Source organism: Bernardetia sp. ABR2-2B (assembly GCF_037126435.1).
Classification (GTDB): Bacteria; Bacteroidota; Bacteroidia; order Cytophagales; family Bernardetiaceae; genus Bernardetia.
Genome location: NZ_CP147020.1, coordinates 4598949 through 4618412, shown reverse-complemented (window position 1 = coordinate 4618412; position 19464 = coordinate 4598949). Strand labels below are relative to the sequence as shown.

Annotated in this window: 11 protein-coding genes and 1 pseudogene; 7 read left to right on the top strand and 5 right to left on the bottom strand. The window is 31.6% G+C overall.

All coding sequences use genetic code 11. The features are described 5' to 3' along the window. Positions 1 to 195 precede the first annotated feature (195 nt). Positions 196 to 1137, top strand: coding sequence for a PspC domain-containing protein (locus WAF17_RS19375; protein WP_338763317.1), 942 nt, complete (start codon positions 196 to 198; stop codon positions 1135 to 1137). A gap of 231 nt (positions 1138 to 1368) precedes the next feature. Continuing rightward, positions 1369 to 3804 (top strand): S41 family peptidase, encoded by a 2436-nt coding sequence (locus tag WAF17_RS19370; RefSeq protein ID WP_338763315.1) that lies wholly within the window; start codon positions 1369 to 1371, stop codon positions 3802 to 3804. Between the two features lie 9 nt (positions 3805 to 3813). Here WAF17_RS19370 and WAF17_RS19365 read toward each other — a convergent pair whose 3' ends face one another. After that, positions 3814 to 5490, bottom strand: coding sequence for a polyamine aminopropyltransferase (locus tag WAF17_RS19365; protein ID WP_338763311.1), 1677 nt, complete (start codon positions 5488 to 5490; stop codon positions 3814 to 3816). A gap of 234 nt (positions 5491 to 5724) precedes the next feature. Here WAF17_RS19365 and WAF17_RS19360 point away from each other — a divergent pair, with 234 nt between their 5' ends. The 3 genes and pseudogenes from WAF17_RS19360 (at position 5725) to WAF17_RS19350 (ending at position 11337) form a co-directional block, all read left to right on the top strand. Next, positions 5725 to 9582, top strand: coding sequence for a SpoIIE family protein phosphatase (locus WAF17_RS19360; protein ID WP_338763308.1), 3858 nt, complete (start codon positions 5725 to 5727; stop codon positions 9580 to 9582). A gap of 584 nt (positions 9583 to 10166) precedes the next feature. After that, positions 10167 to 10533, top strand: a pseudogene (locus WAF17_RS19355) (sheath polysaccharide-degrading enzyme); the annotation flags it as partial. A gap of 45 nt (positions 10534 to 10578) precedes the next feature. Beyond that, entirely contained in the window at positions 10579 to 11337 is a 759-nt protein-coding gene (locus tag WAF17_RS19350) for a choice-of-anchor D domain-containing protein (protein WP_338770220.1), read from the top strand. A 684-nt stretch (positions 11338 to 12021) separates the two neighbouring features. Here WAF17_RS19350 and WAF17_RS19345 read toward each other — a convergent pair. The 4 genes from WAF17_RS19345 to tpiA all read right to left on the bottom strand — a co-directional run bounded on the left by WAF17_RS19345 (position 12022) and on the right by tpiA (position 17368). Next, positions 12022 to 12756, bottom strand: a complete 735-nt coding sequence (locus WAF17_RS19345) for a YebC/PmpR family DNA-binding transcriptional regulator (RefSeq protein WP_338763305.1) — start codon at positions 12754 to 12756, stop codon at positions 12022 to 12024. 436 nt (positions 12757 to 13192) lie between these two features. Beyond that, entirely contained in the window at positions 13193 to 15478 is a 2286-nt protein-coding gene (locus tag WAF17_RS19340; RefSeq protein ID WP_338763302.1) for a UvrD-helicase domain-containing protein, read from the bottom strand. 151 nt (positions 15479 to 15629) lie between these two features. Next, positions 15630 to 16394 (bottom strand): hypothetical protein, encoded by a 765-nt coding sequence (locus WAF17_RS19335; RefSeq protein ID WP_338763299.1) that lies wholly within the window; start codon positions 16392 to 16394, stop codon positions 15630 to 15632. Positions 16395 to 16597: 203 nt separating this feature from the next. Continuing rightward, the gene (gene tpiA / locus WAF17_RS19330) at positions 16598 to 17368 is read right to left on the bottom strand and encodes a triose-phosphate isomerase (protein WP_338763296.1); all 771 of its coding nucleotides are present in this window, start codon (positions 17366 to 17368) and stop codon (positions 16598 to 16600) included. A 193-nt stretch (positions 17369 to 17561) separates the two neighbouring features. Between tpiA and yaaA the strand changes: the two genes are divergently transcribed. Both yaaA and WAF17_RS19320 read left to right on the top strand, forming a co-directional pair. Then, the gene (gene yaaA / locus WAF17_RS19325; RefSeq protein WP_338763293.1) at positions 17562 to 18338 is read left to right on the top strand and encodes a peroxide stress protein YaaA; all 777 of its coding nucleotides are present in this window, start codon (positions 17562 to 17564) and stop codon (positions 18336 to 18338) included. 188 nt (positions 18339 to 18526) lie between these two features. Further along, a complete protein-coding gene (locus tag WAF17_RS19320) occupies positions 18527 to 19072 on the top strand; it encodes a hypothetical protein (RefSeq protein WP_338763290.1) in 546 nt (181 codons plus the stop codon). The last annotated feature ends 392 nt before the right edge of the window (positions 19073 to 19464 follow it).

The window sequence follows — 19464 nt, the reverse complement described above, 5'->3', positions numbered from 1 at the left end:
AAGTATGAAATTAGAAGTAAATACAATTACGAAAATTTTGAACTACTAATTTTTAAAATATAAATTTACTCAAAAATGTAATTTTTCGCCCTTACTCATCACTAACTAATTATAAATCAACACCTCAAAGAATTTTAGAAGTAAAAAATAATTATTTATTCTTCTAAATTCTGAAATCTAAATTTTAAATTTATTATGCCTCCTCTACACACCAACTCCTCTATCAACAATACTTTAGAAGTTCAGATTGCTTCAATTTCTTTTCATGTCGAACAAACTGCTTATCCAGCTTTAAAAGCTTACTTAATGGATTTGAAGCGTTGTTTTCCAGAAGATTCGATGACTATCGAAGACATTGAAACACGTATGGCAGAAGTTCTTTTGGAGCGTTTGAGTATTGACAAAGGAACAATAGATAAAAATGATGTTGAATTGATGGTCTTGCAGGTAGGAACGGCAAAAGAAATTGCTCTTGCAGAAGGAATTGATTTAGATTTGGGTTATTTTGAAAGAAAAGACCAATGGCAAAAACTTAAAAAAGCTGAACCTAAGCGAGAGTTACGTAGCCTAGATAAGAAATTTACACTCCAAAAAAGAGATAAAAAAGTAGGTGGAGTCGCTTCTGGAATTGCAGCCTATTATGATATTGACCCTGTATTTGTTCGTTTAGGGTTTGTGGCTAGTGTTTTTGTAGGTGGTTTTGGAGTTCCTCTGTATGCAGCTTCGTGGCTTGCGATGCCAAAAGACCCAAAAGAAGGAATGTTGGAAGAGAAAAAATCAACTTCTTTAGTTGGCAAAACAAAACGTTTTATGCGTAGTATGGTCGACAAAAAAGTCGCTGGTGTTGCCTCTGGAATTGCAAAATATTTTGGAATAGACGAAACTATTGTGCGTTTGCTTTTCATAGGTGGATTTTTCTTAAAAGGTTTTGGTCTTTTAGCTTATTTAGCTCTTTGGATGGCAATGCCAAAAGTAACTAGCCTAGAAGAACAAATTGATTTAGAAGAAAAACCATCATTTTTGGAAGAAGAAAATTTCAAAACAAGAATGGCAAAAGCAGAAAATCAGTTTGAAGACACGGTAAGTACGACGGCTTCTAAAGTCAAAAATTCTAAATTCTTTAAAAAACATTTTTAAAGTAGTGATTAATGATAAATTAATTTCAAATACATTCACTAGCCGTTGTAGGTGTCCCCACCTACGACTTTCAACACATAATTCCTCAAAATGAATAATTCGTTTTGAGGATTTTTTTTGTCAAGCCCAAAGTAACTAAAAAGATAATTCTTTTAACTATATTTTTAGTTGTTAAATATTTTTGCTTAAATTTGCTGAATAATCGTATTCAAAAGCAATCTAATTTATACTATGAGTTTTTTTCCATCAAAATTATACTTCCTCTTCTCTATTTTATTTTTATTTCTTTTCTCTACATCTGTTTTGGCACAACGCAAACCCGAACGAATTATAGAAAAAGAAGAAGTAGAAAAATTCAAAATTACATTAGATTCTGCTCTTTGTCTTTACACGACAGATTCTCTTTACAGAAAACCTATTTTAGAAATTGGAAATAATCCTTTTTTAGATTCTTTGATTGAATATAACCTACAAGAATTTGGGGCTTATTTGAATAATTATTGGTACAAGCTAGATAATAACACACCCTTGTCTTTCGAAAATACTGCACCACAGGAGGGTTATAGAATAGATGATGATAATGAAAAGTTTGGTTTTTATAGAAAGTCTAGTTTTTGTAATTGTGGACGAGAACACGAATGGCATGGGTGGTGGAAAGGAGAAAAAAATAAGCAAAAATCAAATGATGAGACCCATTATGTTTACTATGAATCATTTTGGCGAAACTTACGGAGCTATAATAGAAAAAACTTTTACAGTAGAATGGCACAAGGAAAGTCTCTATTTAGAAGAGGAGTTTTAAAAAGGTCAAGGCGAAGGGCGAAATACAAAAGCAATGTTTGGAACAATAATTCTAACCAATTCAACTTAGACTATTTAGGAAATGGATTTGATAAAAAAGAAATTTTAGAAGGAAATATTGGCTATTTAAAGTGTTCATTTTTGCCTTCTGCTAATTATGTAGATGAGCGTTTTATGAAAGACTTAATAGAGGAGTTTTTATTTACAGATGCTTTGATTTTAGACTTGAGAGGAAGTTCTGTATTAGAATCTGAAAGAAAGTTTTTTACAAAAGACAAAGAAGTAAATGAGATGAGTGTTCCTATTTGGTTTGTAGAGCGTTTTTTACGCCCAGATACTACTTATAATTTAGGAACTGCAAAAGTCTTTCATACAAGAGAATACTTAAAAGATAGTGGAAAACCACGCCGTAAAAGTTATGAGAATCCTACTGTTTCATTAACTACCAAAAAAGAAGAAGTAAAACCCTATTTTAAAAAGAGAAATGATTGGTATTACCATTGGGGATATCCTCTTGAAGTCGATAGAAATTATGAAAAATACTATACACTTCGATATTTTGAGCGTCCAATTTATATTCTGACAGATAAAAATACTTCTGATGCTGCTGAATGGATTGTGAACGTTTTGCAAAAACATAGAAATGCAATCGTGATAGGAGAGCCAACCAAAGGACAACCAGTAATTACAAAACAAATAGGAACAAGTGCATATAGTTGGCTCAATATTCCAGATATGAAGATTAAAACAACAGAAAAAAGTGAGGTAAAACCAAATATTTTTGTTTCAGCTTATGATTCTACAAGCACAGATAAGGCTTTTGATATTGCCTATAAAATGGCGTATGAAGAAAGTGTTTTGAAGAGTCGTTTTAGTTACATCAAAAAATATGGACAGCGTTTTAAACAGTTTGAAGAAATTACTAAACCCATTCCAAACCCATATAATTTACCTCAAAATGCAAAAGATTTATTAGGAAATTATGGTTTGGGAAAAGAAGTTATATTTAAAGAAGGAAAATTATGGCTTAAAAACTATCAACATATTTCGCTTATTTATCAGACTGCGCCCAATACTTTTTTGATAAAGAATGGACTGCAAAAGAGAGTTGGAACAACGTCTTATGAAACAGTTGCCAAACCTATTTATTTATTTTTTAGAAAAAGTCAAGAAGATTTTCAAGCAAATGAAGTCTCTGTTGATTCGACATTAGAAATAAAACAAGATTCGATTATGAATATGTTTGTTCGCTATGGCGATTTTACGAGTGCAAAATTTACGCAACTTGAAAGCTATAGTTTTGATAAATTCAAGAAAGAAAAGCAAAGCATTGATACAACTCAAATTATGAAACCAAGCGCAGTTTATCCTTTTTCGAAGATGAGTAGAAATGAAAAACAAGCTCTTTTTGATGGTTTTACGATGCAAAGAAATCTTTTTGAAGCCTTTCCAAATTTTAGCTTTAAACTAATTTCAGAAAATGAAATTATGAAAGAGAATTTAGAAAATAAATTGAGTGTTTTTGTTTTTTGGTCGCCTTCTTCTACAATATCTATTGAAGCAATTCCAAAGCTTAATCAAAAAATAGAAACCTATTCAGAAAATAATATTATGTTTTATGGTTTTACGGAAAGCAAGAAAAAAGAAGTTGAAGAGTTTTTGATAGGAACACCTTTTTACGCTGATATTATTCCAACTAGTAATTCTATTTTTGAAGATTTGTACATTCCGACGAAAACCAAACCCTTTATTTTGATTTTGAACAAAGAAGGAAAATTTATTTTTGGAGAAGAATTAAATGGAATTGATAATGAAAAAACATTTGAAAAAATGGATTATATTCTCTCTAATCAGATTTTGAAATAGAAATGAAACTTACTCCCACCTTTTCCAGCTATTTTCATAATACTGAATCAAGATTTGGTTATCTAGGCGATTTACTTTTACAGAATCGCCTTTTCCTGTTCCATCAATATCTATTCCTTCAAACATATCTTTATCAAAAACAAAAAGTTTTGGCAAAACTTCTGGAGCTAAATATCTCAAATCTAACTGTCGTTTTTTCATCTTTCTTGTCAGTTCTTTATATACTTTATCTAACTGATTTTGAGAAGGTAAACCAATACTTGTAGAATCATTTTGATTGAATTTTGGATTATTTATTCCCATACTAAATCCCCACATTCCGAAAGCAGGAACATAAACATTGACTGGCAAGGCAGACGGAAAAGCCTCTTGCATTGTTTTCTGAATACACCAAAACGGTTTTGGAGCAAAATAAGGCGAAGTAGATTGACTAATCAGAACACCATCTCTTGACAATATTTTCTTAGCCAAACGATAAAATTCTAATGAGTAAAGTTTGCCTAAAGAAGCCTCATGAGGGTCTGGCAAATCTACAATGATGAGTGAATATTGTTTTTCAGACTCTTCCACAAACTTAAACGCATCTACATTATGAATCTTTACTTTTGGGTTTGAGAGTGAATTTTGATTTACTTCTCTAAAAATTCGGTTGTGCTTTGCTAGGTTAGTGATAGCTTTATCCAAATCTACTAAATCAATACTTTCAATTTCGTCGTATTTTAAAAGTTCACGAACAGCCAAACCATCACCACCTCCCAAAATCAAGACATTTTCTAGATGACCAGTCATTAGCGCAGGAACGTGTACGATAGTTTCATGATAACGGTATTCATCAAGCGTTGAGAATTGCAAATTTCCATTAATGAAAAGCTGCGTATTTTTCTTATATTTTGTTACTACAATGCGTTGATAAGGTGTTTGGTCAGAGTAAATAATTTCATCTTGATACATCATTTGCTCAAAAAAATCACTTATTTGAAAGGAGTAGATAAAACCAACTAACAAAACAGCCATTGAAATTGCAGAAAAAGCAAGTTTGGCAGCAGCTTGTTTTAATTCTTTTCTAAATACCCATGCATTAAAAATAGCAATCAAAAGATTTATTATTCCAATAAAAAAAGCTGTTCGCATCAGCCCCAAATACGGTAAAAGTAAAATTGGAAAAGCAACAGAAGCCACCAAAGAACCCAAATAATCAAAAGCCAAAACATTTGAAATGGTATCTTTCAAATTGTCATGTTCTTTCAAAAGACGTGTAACAATCGGAATCTCTAAACCTACAAAAGCTCCCAAAAAGACAATAATAATCAGAGCGACAGCATAATAATTATCTAAGACAGTATAACTAAAATACAGAATTAGCGTAGAACAACCTCCCACAAGCCCAAGGATGGTTTCGATAACAACAAACCAATCTAATAAATTTCGATAGACATATCTACTCAAAAATGAGCCTAAGCCCATTGCAGAAAGAAAAAGTCCAATCGTAATTGAAAAGTGAAGAATACTACTTCCCAAAAAATAGGTCGAAATACTGCTTATCAAAAGTTCATACAAAATTCCACAAACAGCAATTATAAAAATTGAAGAAAGTAAAATCGGAACTTGTGCAGAACGTTTTTTGTCTTTTTCAGAGCTATTTGGATTGTGAGAAGCTGGAGGCGTAAAAGAAGTAGTTTTTTCCACTAGAAAATATTGGGCTTGATGTTATTTTTAATTGAAGATGTAAAAGTACGATTTATTCTTATTTAGTAGTAAAAATTTCGATTCAAATTAAGAAGTAAGCAAAAAGTAATAGTTAATTGAGACAATTACTTTAAAGACTTCTTTAATTAAAAGAAATTTCGTATTATTCTAATGGAAAGTTATTCTTATTTTAATTTTCTCTAATTAATTCCTCATTTTCCCCTATTTTTTAGAATGAGATACTTCTTCTTTATAATTTTATTTTTAGGTTTTTGTGTTTCTTCTTTTGCTCAGAATGAAGAGACCCAAGATATTGGAATGCCATTTTCAAACTTTTATTCGCCAAAAGTCTATAAAGGACACCCCCAAATTTGGAGTATTATACAAGGTGATAATGGGGTTATGTATTTTGGAGGCAGAAGTATTTATATGTACGATGGTGTTAGTTGGCAAACGATAACAGTCCCAAAAGCAGTAATTGTGCGTTCTTTGGGAAAAGATAATACAGGAAGAGTATATGCTGGAGGTAGAAATGATTTTGGCTATCTTGCTCCCTCCGACTCTACTTCAGAGATGGAGTTTGTAAGTCTTACAAAAGACTTTACAGATTCTTCCAAAGAGTTTGGAGATGTATTTGAAATTAATGCCACTCAAGATGCTGTTTATTTTCATACCTCTAATCACCTATTTATTTACGATCTAAAAACAAAAACAATAGATGATATTTCTGTGGAGGGAACTATTCTTAGAGGAACTGTACATAAAAACAATTATTACTTCAATCAGAAAGGGAAAGGCTTTAGTATTTTTGATTCAGAAAATAAAGAGGTAAATATTTTACCTAATACAGATACACTCAAATCGATGACTGTTGCAGCTATTATAAGTTATAGTGAAACAGAACTGCTTATTTTTGCACAACAACAAGCTCAAATATGGAAGTATGATTTATCAACACAAAAACTTTCTTACTTTTCAACAGAGATAGATTTTATTACACAAAATAATCCTCCCACAATTATTTATCATGCCATTACACTCAAAAATGGAAATATTCTAATTTCCACTATTTTTAAAGGAGCTTTTTTGATAGATAGACAAGGTAAAATTTTGAAGAGAATAGATAAATCTAATGGACTTCCTACCCAAACAGTTCCGTATGTTTTTGAAGACCAATCTGAAAATATTTGGTTAGCTACTGATAATGGAATAGGACAATTCGAACTCAAAACACCTTTGCGTATCTTCAAAGAAGAAACTGCTAATTTTGAGGGTGTTGTGTTGTCTATTGAAGAGTTTGATAATGCTGTCTATATCGGAACTACAAAAGGGTTGTTTTACTCAAATTATTCAAACAAATTTACTAAGGTAAAAGGTTTAGAGGGTTTTTGTTGGTCTGTAAAAGAGTTTGAAATACAGGGAGAAAAACATCTATATGCTATCACACAAAATGAGTTATTTTATATTGATAGAGACAAAGCGATTTCAGTTGCAGCTTCTAATGCTGCCAACATACTTACACAGTTAGATGATAAAAGAGCTATTCTAGCAGGAGCAGGAGGTTTTACAATAATAGAATTTGATACTCCAAAGCAAACAAAAATAGTTCAGAATAAAGTAATAGAAAACTCACAAATCAGAACGATTGCCATTGTAAAAAATGAAGTTTGGTTAGGAAGTATTCAAAAAGGTGTTTATCATCTTCCTTATGATTCAGATTCATTACAAACAGAAAAAATAGTTCATATAGACAGTATTCCAAATGTACCGAAAAGAAGTGAAACAAGTGTTTTTAATTATCAAAATGAAATTGTAATAGGAACTTCAAATGGTTTATATACTTTAAATCAAGAAACTGGAGTATTAGAGCTTCATCCTACTCTAGGAAAAAATGTAACTGAAGGTAACTCTATTTTTCGTCTTATTAGCTCTTCTGATGATGATTTGTATGTTGTAAGTGCAAATACAGAAGGAAATGCGACACGTATAGAATTTGATAAAAACGGAAAAAGAATATTCAATCCAATACCTTTTGATAGAATCCCCCCAATGTCCACACAAGCTATTATTTATGATAGTCAAAATACAGTTTGGATAGGAGGAAGTGAAGGTTTGTATCGTTTTTATCCTCAAAAATCAGAAAAATACGATTATAAAGAAGTCTCTAAACCTATTATTAGAAAAGTGTTTTTAGGAGAAGATTCTTTATTTTTTGGTGGTAATTATACAAATCAAAAAAGGCTATTTTTAGACAAGCAACCTAAAGAAGCAGAGCCTACTTTTATTTATCAAAATAATTCTTTGACTTTTAATTTTGCTGCTACTATTTTTCAAGAAGATGTTCAGTACAGTTATAAATTAGAAGGTTATGATAAAGACTTTTCTAATTGGACAAGTGAAACCAAAAAATCTTATACCAATTTGTATGAAGGAGATTATACGTTTAAAGTAAAAACAAAAAATATTTATGGAGCAGAAAGCGAAATAACAACTTATTCTTTCAAAATTCTTCCTCCTTGGTACAGAACGTGGTGGGCATATTTAATTTATGTCGTTTTACTAGGCTTATTTATTTGGGGATTAATTTGGATAAATACTCAACGACTCAAAAAAGCAAATCAAAGATTAGAAGATACTGTAAAAGAACGTACAGCAGAATTAATGGAAAGCAATGAAGAGATTGTTCAACAAAACTTTCAACTCAACCAACAAAAAGAAGAAATAGAAGCTCAAAATGAAAATCAAAAGGAATTAAATATAAGTTTAAGTATCCAAAAAGAAGAAGTAGAAAAAGCCTATAAAAACGTACAATTGTTATCTGAAATAGGACAAGAAATAACAGCTATTCTTAATTTTGAAGACCTTATTAAATCTGTTTATCAAAATGTAAATGCACTTATGCCAGCCGACGGCTTTGGTATTGGGATTTTCGATGAAGTACAGTGTCGTATTGGTTTCCAAGGGTTTATAGAAAAAGGAGAACCATTACCTTATCATTTTGATTCTTTACAAGAAAAGACGTTGGCAGTTAAGTGTTTCAAGAATTTAGAAGAAATCATCATTAATGACTTAGAAACGGAAGGAGAAAAATATGATTTTGAGCTTGCAGAAGAACAACAAGGCGAAATTCCTTTGGCATTAGTTTATTTGCCTCTTCAATTAGAAAACAAATCGTTGGGCGTAATTACGGTACAATCATTCAAGAAAAATTCATATTCAGAACGTGAACTAACTTTTTTACGTTCTTTGGCTTCTTACGTTTCAATTGCTTTAGACAACTCTTCGGCGTACCAACTTATCAATGAAAAAAATCAAAAAATTACGGATTCTATTCGTTATGCCCAAACCATTCAACAAGCCATTCTGCCAAGTGAGAAAAAAATAGAAAAACCATTTAGACTTTCAAATGATGATTATCAAATTATTTTCAGACCAAAAGATATTGTCAGTGGAGATTTTTATTGGACAAGTCAGACTACGGATTATTTCTTTGTTGCTGCCGTTGATTGTACAGGGCATGGAGTTCCAGGGGCATTTATGTCGATGATAGGAAATACACTTTTGACAGAGATTGTAGAGCTACAAAAAATCTATGAGCCTTCACAGATTTTGGATAAACTAAATGAACAATTTATAGAAGCCTTGCGTCAAGATGAAAATGCAAATAGCGACGGAATGGATATATGTTTGTGTAGGATAAATTTTGATAATGAAAAAACAGAAGTTGTTTTTGCAGGTGCAAAACGTCCGTTATTTTATATGGGTTATAATGAAAATGAACCAAGTAAAATAGAGCGTTTGCAAGGAACACGCAAATCAGTAGGAGGAAAACAGCGTAAACAAAATAAGTTTGAGCAGCATATTTTATCACTCAATAAAAAATCAAGAATTTATCTAAGTACCGACGGATTACCCGACCAAAACAATCCACAAGGAAATAAATTTGGAACTATACAAGTAACCGATTTTATTCAAAGAACACTGCATTTCCCAATTGAAGAACAAATAACAGCATTAGAAAATGAGCTAATTAATCATCAACAAAATGCTGAACAACGAGATGATATTACCTTTATTGGAATAGAGGTATAAAGTTATACCTGCCAAAACAGTGAAGCTACCTTAGAAGCTGTTTAAGAATTACTTCTATAATAGGTCAGTCTCGTAGAGCAGACCGTTTTGCAGTTGAAAAAAGAATATCTATTCTATTAGGAACTACTACACAAAGAGTAAATTTTTATCTAAAACTCCTAGATATTCTATCCAATAGGGAACTCTTAACAGAGTAAAAAAATAACCTGAGTCCTCATTATCAATAGGTGCTTTTTACTAAAAAAAATTTTTTTTATTGAGTGAGTAAGTTTTTTGAAAAAAAAGTGTGTTTATAAAAAAAATGATAAAAAAGACCTATCTTTATGCTTTCAAATAAAAAAATGAAAGGAAAGTCTTTTTTTTCTTTAAAAAGTTACATAATATATCTTCCATCTTAGAATAACTCTATTACTGAATTCTTACTAAACATTATGAATCTACTCTCTACTTCTCTATCTTTTACTTTTGATACTACTAAAAAACTACTGTTTTCTATAGTATTGATTTTTTTGGTAACTTCTTTAAGTAAAGCGCAATGTACAGACCCTTCAATAACCTCTTAAACAGAAGGATTCAACAATAACATAGGAGCTTGGACACAAGAAACTACTGATGATTTTAATTGGACATTTGATACTAATCAAACGACTTCCAGTAATGCAGGACCAGATGAACCATTTGAGGGAACTCATTACTTATACACAGAATCTTCTAGCCCTAATTATCCATCTAGAACTGCGATTATTACTAGTCCCTGTTTTGATTTAACAGGTCTTACTACACCAGGGTTTGTTTTTTATTACCACATGTGCTATGGGTTCATTAAATCTTGAAATAAGTACCGATGGAGGTACAGCTTGGAGTAATATCTGGAGTTTGAGTGGCAATCAAGGCAATCAATGGAATCAAGAAGTCATTGATTTGATTAGTTATTCAGCTAATACTAACGTACAATTGCGTTTTATAGGTACAATATCAACTTCTTTTACAAGTGACATGGCTCTTGATGGTTTATTTTTAGGTAACTTATCTACTGAAATAAATATTCAAGGAAACGGAATAGACATAGCAAATGGTGATACTACACCAGATCTTAATGATGGAACTGATTTTGGAAGCGTATGTAGTTCTAACACTCAAACAAATATTTTTACTATTCAAAATACAGGAGTGAGTACACTTGACTTAACAGGCTTACCATTAGTAACTATTTCTGGTTCACCTGATTTTTCTATTTCTGCACAGCCTTCTACAAATACAATAACATCAGGAACAGACATTACATTTGAGGTAACTTATACACCTAATATTACGGGTTTACAGGTAGCAACTGTATCCTTAGCTAGTAATGATAGCGACGAAAACCCTTATACTTTTGATGTTAGTGCTTCTTATACAGTTGATACAACTCCACCTGTAATTTCAGTTCCTACGAACATTGTAGTCGATGTTGATGCAGGTTCTTGTGGTGCTGTGGTAAATTATAAAGTTTGTACTACTGATAATTGTGAAGTTGTAGGTTCAGATATTGTATTAGAATTTACAGGATCTGATGTCTTTGGTACTCCCTATATAGAACAAGGAATGACTATTACTTCACCCAATCACGTAGATGCTCCGTGGTCTGTAAGTTGTGGTGATGGAAGAGGAATACTTATTCATGCTGGAGATTTATCAAATTTAAGATTTGTACAACCAATAAAAGCAGAATTCATGCTTGTCCAAATAATATCTCCCCACTCTTCTATTGTTTGAATTTTTGTACGTTCAGGAAAATAAAAATACATATAAATACGAGGAAAGTCGCCACTAATAGCAATTTCATACGTGCTATTATTTTCTAATCCTGTAAGGGTATAGTTTCCTGTTTGTGCTGTTGCAGAGCCTTTATTTACTCCTGCATTGGTTAAGTTTGTCCAAGTAACTGTATAATTATAACCTGTTCCGTTTGTAGGAATAGTGATTGTTCCGTCTGTTGTTATCCAAGTAGTACGAAATGCTTGACTATATGCTGTGTTTGTAGCAAAGCCAACAAAAAAGAAAGTAAGAAAAAGTAGAGGAGTAAATTATTCATTGAAATAGATGAGAATGATGAGAGAAAATAAATGTCTTCTATAAATAATAAAAAGTCTGTAGTAGATTGAAAACGAACTTTTTATGGATGTGCAAAGATAAGGCTCTGTTTTTATAAAGCAAAGTATTTGTATTTATTATCTTAAATAGTACGTATTGAAATAAAGAGAATAATTATTAAATTTTGATATAAAAATGCTATTTTGAGCCTTTATAGCCATTTTATAATAATAAGGTGTAAGATAAATCATATAAACACAGAATAATAAAAATAAATTACATTGTAGTTCATAAAAAAACCTCTCTAAAAACAGATAATTTTTAGAGAGGTCTGATAGATATTACAGAAAAGTTATTATTCTTACTTTACTCCAAATTATGATATACTTCTTGAACATCATCTTCTTCTTCTAGTCTGTCGATGAGTTTCATTACTTCTTCTTCCTGCTCATCATCTAGCTTTTGAGTAGTTTTTGGTATTCTTTGAATATTCGATTTTTTTGGTTCAATGCCTTTTTCATCTAAGAATTTTTGCATCTGTCCAAAATCTTCAAACTTTGTATGAATAACAAAGATTTCTTGTTCTACACCTTCTTCTACTTCGATAGTATCAGTTGTGATGTCTTCTGCACCTGCATCGATAAGGTCAAGTTCTAGCTCGTCCATATCTACTTTGTCAGCTTCTAACTCGAAAACGCCTGTTCTGTCAAACATAAACTCTAATGAACCTGTTTTCCCTAAAGCTCCTCCACAACGATTGAAGTGCATTCTTACCATAGCAACAGTTCTATTTGAGTTGTTGGTAGCACATTCTACTACCACAGGAATTCCGTGCATAGCATATCCTTCATATACAATTTCTTCAAAATCGCCATCTTCTTTTGAGGAAGCTCTTTTGATAGCAGCTTCTACTCTGTCTTTAGGCATATTGAAGCCTTTTGCATTTTGCATTGCCGTTCTTAGGCGTGGATTTGTGTCTGGGTCTGCTCCTCCCTCTTTTACTGCAATGGCAATTTCTCTTCCTACTTTTGTAAAGTTACGAGCCATTGCGCCCCAACGTGCAAATTTGGCTTTCTTACGATATTCAAATGCTCTTCCCATTTCTATATTGATTTATAAAATTGTGTTCTAATTTGATTGAAATTATTTACAAAATTAAAAAAAATAGTTGAAGGGTTATTATTTCTTTGACGTAAATACTAAATCTAATCTTCTTCTGAATTAAAATCTAACAAATCATCTAGTTCTGAATCTGATATAGTTTCCTTTTCACTTTTATCATAAATGGAATTGAAGTTATTATTCTCCTTTTTCTTCTCTCATTTCTTTCAAAAATTCCTCAACAGAATGAGTTCTACCATGTTTTACATCTTCTAAGCCCTCTTTTATTCCTTTCCAAATTTCCCTCGCAGTAGGACTTAGTTTGGATTCTTTTTCAGCTAAAGACGTTTTTTTATTCTTTAGTTTAGAATTGAATTAAAAAAGGCATTCAGAAATTATCTTGTCTTTTATCAAATCAATCATAAAAAATCACTCGCTAATCATTTACCACTCTCAACTTCGCAAAACTCAAAATAAGTGTTTTATCGCCTTCTGTATCAAAACCAATGATAGCACGTTTTCCACTTGTAGAACTATCGATTTTCTTGACTGTTCCGAAGCCGAATTTTGGGTGTTCTACTCTGATTCCCTCTACAATATCCTCTGATTTGCTAGAAACAAAAGGAGAATTTTTATTTACAGACTTTAAAGGTTTGAGTTTACTTCCTGTTTGAGTTGTTTTTTTATCACTTTCTTTTTCTTGTGCTGCACGATGACGCATAAAATTGGTCATGTGATTCGGATTATTTCTTTGAATGGAACGAGAACGAGCATTGAATAATTCTTGGTCAATCTCAAACAAAAAACGAGAAGGTTCGCACGAATTAAAACTCCCATAACGGTAACGCTGCAAGGCATAAGAAAGTGTTAGGCGTTCCTTAGCACGAGTAACAGCAACATAAAATAAACGGCGTTCTTCTTCTAAATCTTGCTGTGATGCAATCATTCTTGATGAAGGAAAAAGCTCTTCTTCCATTCCCACCAAATAAACATAATCAAACTCTAGTCCTTTAGCTGCGTGAATAGTCATCATCGTAACGGCATCTTCGTCTTCACTGGCTTGGTCGACAGAAGACAATAGCGCAACTTCTTGCAAAAATAATGAAAGTGAAGTATCAGGTTCTTCTGTGGTAGCTTCGCTTAATTTATTCTGAACAAATTCTTGTGTTGCATTCAGAAGTTCTTGAATGTTCTCATATCTTGCTCTTCCTTCTAAGCTTTCATCATCAAAAAGTGCTTTTACAATTCCTGAATGTTGAGCGATATATTTTGCTGCCGTAAATGCATCATTTTCAGAGGCTATAATTCTGAATGCTTCGGCAAGTTCTCCAAATTTCTCTACGCTTGTTCCTGCTCTTCCTTTTAAGTAAGCTGATGCATGGCGAGTTACTTTCGAAATTGGAACATTATTTTCTCTTGAAGCTAAAAATACTTTCAAAACGGTTGTTTGTCCGATGCCTCTTTTTGGGTTATTAATTGACCTTCTTAGTGCCTCTTCGTCTTCTGGATTGACAGCCAAACGAAAATAAGCCAACATATCTTTGATTTCTTTTCTTTGATAAAATGAAAGTCCACCAATGATTCTATACTTTATATTCAGTCTTCGAAGAGCTTCCTCCATTGACCTAGATTGTGCATTGGTACGATATAAAATAGCAAAATCGTTTAACCTTGCGTTTTTTTGCGCTCTAGTTTCAAATACATTTCCTGCTATTATTCTTCCTTCTTCTTGGTCTGATGTAGCTCTAATGAGTTCTATTTTTTCTCCTGCTATATTTTCTGTCCAAACGCTTTTAGGAATTTGATTCTTATTATTTTTTATAATCTTGTTGGCAGCTTCTACAATCGTTTTGGTAGAACGGTAATTTTGCTCTAGCTTAATAATTTCTAAGTCTGGATAATCTCTTTCAAAATTCAGAATATTACGAATATCTGCACCACGAAAGGCATAAATACTTTGTGCATCATCTCCGACCACACAAATATTGAGATTTACGGCAGCCAGTTTTTTAATGATTTTGTATTGGGCGATATTTGTATCTTGAAACTCATCAATCAAAATATACTTAAAACGATGCTGATATTTGTGTAGAATATCTTTATGGTCACGAAAAAGTACAAAAGTTTGATACAATAAATCATCAAAATCCATTGCATTAGCTTGAAAACAACGAGCTGCATAGGTCTGATAAATCTTTCCAAAATGTGGACGTTTTGCCATCGCATCTTCCGACAAAAACTCTGCATTCTGATTGTACTCTTGGGGAGAAATAAGGGAGTTTTTGAGGCTACTAATTCGATTAAACATTGCTGCTGCTGCATAAATTTTGTCATCAACACCCATTTCCTTGACAATGTTTTTTATCAAAGACTTCGAATCATCTGTATCATAAATACTAAATCCTTGACGGTAGCCCAATCTATCTCCATCAAAACGCAAAATACGAGCAAACATAGAGTGAAACGTTCCCATCCATAAATCTCTACCTGTACTTCCTGCTAAATTCTCAATACGCTCACGCATTTCTTTGGCTGCCTTATTGGTAAAAGTAAGAGCCAAGATTTGCCAAGGAGAAGTTCCTTTTTCTAATAAATTTGCTATTCTATACGTAAGGACACGAGTTTTGCCCGAACCTGCTCCTGCTATCAATAAACAAGCTCCTTCGGTGTTGAGTACGCCTAACTGCTGCTTTTCGTTTAAGTCTTTTATGAAATCTATCATGCTGTATGTTTTTATAAACCGTCGTTGAGGCTTTGCCGTCTAACGAGATATCGTTTTTTCTATTCTACTAAGCAAAGTTACAGAAAAATTAGCAAGGGAAATAATTATGAAAGAGAGGTGTTTTTCATCCAATTTTAATTATGATATTTTTTTAATCTAAAAACACAAATGCCTTTTCCTTCCATTCATACCTCTCTTGTTTTCCTTCTTCATCTACATAAGTCAATATTTTAGTTTTATCGTTATAAACTAATTCAATATTTGGGTTATCTTGATTTTTAGGAAACGTTCTTGATACAGACAAACCCTCAGATTGCTCATCAGTAATTTCATTTTTTATAGGTAAATATTTTATTGCATTACCTTCAAAAGTAAATAAAGTAGCTGCAAGAATATATTCTGTTTGTGAAGATGATTTTTCTAATCTTTTTTCATGAATGACTAAATATACTCCTCCCAGATCAAGTCTATCCTTTACTTCTCCAAAATTAGTTTCATATCTCAATTCAGCACTATTTGGCATTAATCTATGTAGGTAAGATATATAGAGTTTTACATTTCTGTTGATCATTTCTTCCTTTATATCAGTTCCTCTTAAAATATAAATTCTTAGTGGAGAATCACGTAAAGATTTAGGAATTCCATAAGCTGAACTTTTACTAAATTTTATATTTTTGTTTGAGTACTTAGCATCTAATTTTTTATCATAAATTTGTAATTGAAGCAGCCCTTGAGCTTTAAGCCTATCATAAAAATCTTTTGGATATTCTTTGAATAATGTATCTACTTCTATTTTTTGTAAAACTTCTGTTTTTACAGAATCTTGAACTTGAGTTTGACTTCTACTCTCTTGTAAACAAGAAAACAAAGTAAATGATACAATTAGAAAAAAGATGGTAGTTTTTAGAAATTTCATAGAGTTAAGTATTTTTGATTTAAAATAATGTATTTCTTTTATAAAAATGAATATGCTTTTGATTTGAAATTTTGTTAGTGTACATGTTTTACCTAACTGTCAAGTTTCAGAAGGTTGTAAAAAAATAATGAAGCTATTCAATAAAACAGTATCAAATAACTTCAAAATCTATTTACATAATTACTAAATCAAATAAGAAATTCTTAAAAAGACTTAGCAATCTCTACAAAATCTCTTGATGCTAGTGCAGCACCTCCAATAAGTCCACCATCTACATCAGGACAAGCGAAAAGCTCTTTTGCATTACTTGGTTTGCAGCTTCCACCATAAAGAATTGGCGTTTTGTCAGCAATTTCTTTTCCATATTTTGTAGAAATATGTTTTCTTATTTCTGCATGAATTTCTTGTGCTTGGTTGCTAGAAGCTGTTTTTCCTGTTCCGATTGCCCAAATAGGCTCGTAAGCAACTACTACTTTTTCAAAATCAGAAGACGATAAATGAAAAAGACTTTCTGAAATTTGTTTTTTGATGAAATCAATATGATTTCCTGCTTCTCTAAGCTCTAATGTTTCGCCACAACAAAAAATTGGAAGCATTTTATTAGAAAAAATTAAATCAATTTTTTGAGCGATTTCTTGATTTGTTTCTTTAAAATATTGTCTTCTTTCACTGTGTCCGATAATTACATATTCTACTTGATAGGAAGAGAGCATAGCAGCCGAAATTTCTCCTGTATAAGCTCCTTTTTCTTGAGAAGCAACATTTTGCGCTCCCAAATGAATATTTTTTGAGTTTTTGAAAAGTGATTTTATAGTAGAAATATGAACAAAAGAAGGGCAAAGAATAAGTTTTACATCTTTTTGACTCGTTCCTAGTTCATCATTACTCATTCCTACAATTTCGGAAGTAAGACTTTGTGCTTCTTCTTTAGTAAGGTTCATTTTCCAATTTCCTGCTACAATTTTCTGACGCATAATAATTTGAATTAAGTTTGGTGTATGTTTTGAATATAAATTTATTTTCTGTTTTTTTGTTAAAAAAGCGCAATAAATCCTAATTAAAGCACTTGATTTTTTGTACAGACCAAATACAGTTTATGAATTATGTATTTTTGCAAAAATAACAAAACTAAACTGCCCTTCTCAACTACTTACAAAATAAATACTTATGATTACTATACTTTCGCCTTCCAAAACACAAGAGTTTGATAATAAAAATAGGACAAAGTCACATACTCACCCCGAATTTACGTTAGATACTAAAGAGCTTTTAGATACAATTCAGAAAAAAGATATTGAGGAGTTACAAGAAGTAATGGATATAAGTGAACGATTGGCTTTCTTGAATTATAATCGTTTTCAAGACATGCAATTTCCGTTCAACCCAAAATATGACAGACAGGCAATCGTAGCATTTCGTGGAGATGTTTATGATGGTTTGGATTCAGATACGCTTACAGATGAAGATTTATATTTTGCTCAAGATAACTTGCGTATTATCTCAGGTTTTTATGGCATTTTGCGTCCCTTTGATTTGATTCAGCCGTATCGTTTGGAGATGAAGACAGCCTTAAAAACATCAAGAGGAAAGAACTTATATGAGTTTTGGGGAAAGTTTCTGACAGATTATTTTAATACTCGTTATCCTAATGAGACTATTCTTAACCTAGCTTCTCAAGAGTATTCAAAAGCTATTTTTAATAGGCATTTTAAGCTAAAACAAATAGTACCTCTTTTTAAGGAAGAAAAAGATGGAGAGCTAAAAACGGTTGCTATTTATGCAAAAAGAGCAAGAGGAAAAATGGCTCGTTATATTATTCAGAACAAAATAAAACAAGAAAGTAAACTAAAATCATACGATGAAGATGGTTATAAATTTAATGCTGATTTATCTGATGAAACAGAATGGGTCTTTACTAGACCAAGACCAGAAAAAGCAAAGTAGAGAATCAAACAATATAGTCTCTAACTAATAAGGAAGAGTAAGAAAATACTTTTAACTTTTCATATTATCTTTGTTTTTGAAAATAAATATAAAATTAGTATTTTGGTATCTTAGATTTTGTTTTGAGTGATTACAAAAAATGTAGTTGTTTTTTTTATATTGTTAAGTCTTTTTAAAATATACTTGCTATGATTCATCATGTAAATAACGAATTTGGTTCTGTTTGTCTAACCGTAGAATATGACGAAAACTCTCAATGGGTTTTTTATCAATGGAAGGGTTTTATTCGTATGCAAGATATAAAATTAGGCTATAATAAAATTATTGAACAGGTAGCTGAAAATAATGCTGTGGCAGTTTTGGCAGACCATAGCCAAATTGTAGGGCCTTGGAATGAAGCAAATGACTGGCTTACTAATGATTGGACACCTCGTGCTAGAGAAGCAGGTATGTTTTATTGGGCAATAAATACAGGAAATGATCTTTTTTCAAATATTTCGCTAGAGATGTTTTTGAATAAAAATAGTGAAGGACAGTATAAAGTACAGGTTTTTGAGCAGTTATCAGATGCTAGTACATGGTTATCAAATAGAGTTATGTTAGACCCAAACCCAAATCAAACTTCACAGATTCAAAATTCTGCTAAAAAAGAACTACCTAATCCAGCAAAACAGATAGCATCAAAAAAGCAAAAAACATTTACAGACACAAAAACAACAGGCAAAAGATTATAAGAAATAATCACGAACTTAAACTTTTGATTCATACTACTACACTTTACTTTTTGGTCTCTTTCTACCCCTTCAAAAAGTGAGATTTGAAAGCTTCTGCTACCATTATTGATTTTTTTAATGAGTAATGTTAATCGCCATTTTGTCTAAAAAAATACTATTAACTACTTTTATAAGAATTGAGTTTCTCTAATTTGTAACTTGCAGATAAATGAAAAAGATATATTTTTCATTTAGAGTTTGTTTTGATTTTTATCTTGATAGTGAAAATGAAATACCACGGAGTAGTACCGAAGGTAAATTTTAGTATAATCAAATTATTTTTAAGGAAAATAGAGAGCTATTTAACGATAAAATAACAAAGATTGTAATGAAATTACTCGTTTAAAGCTAAA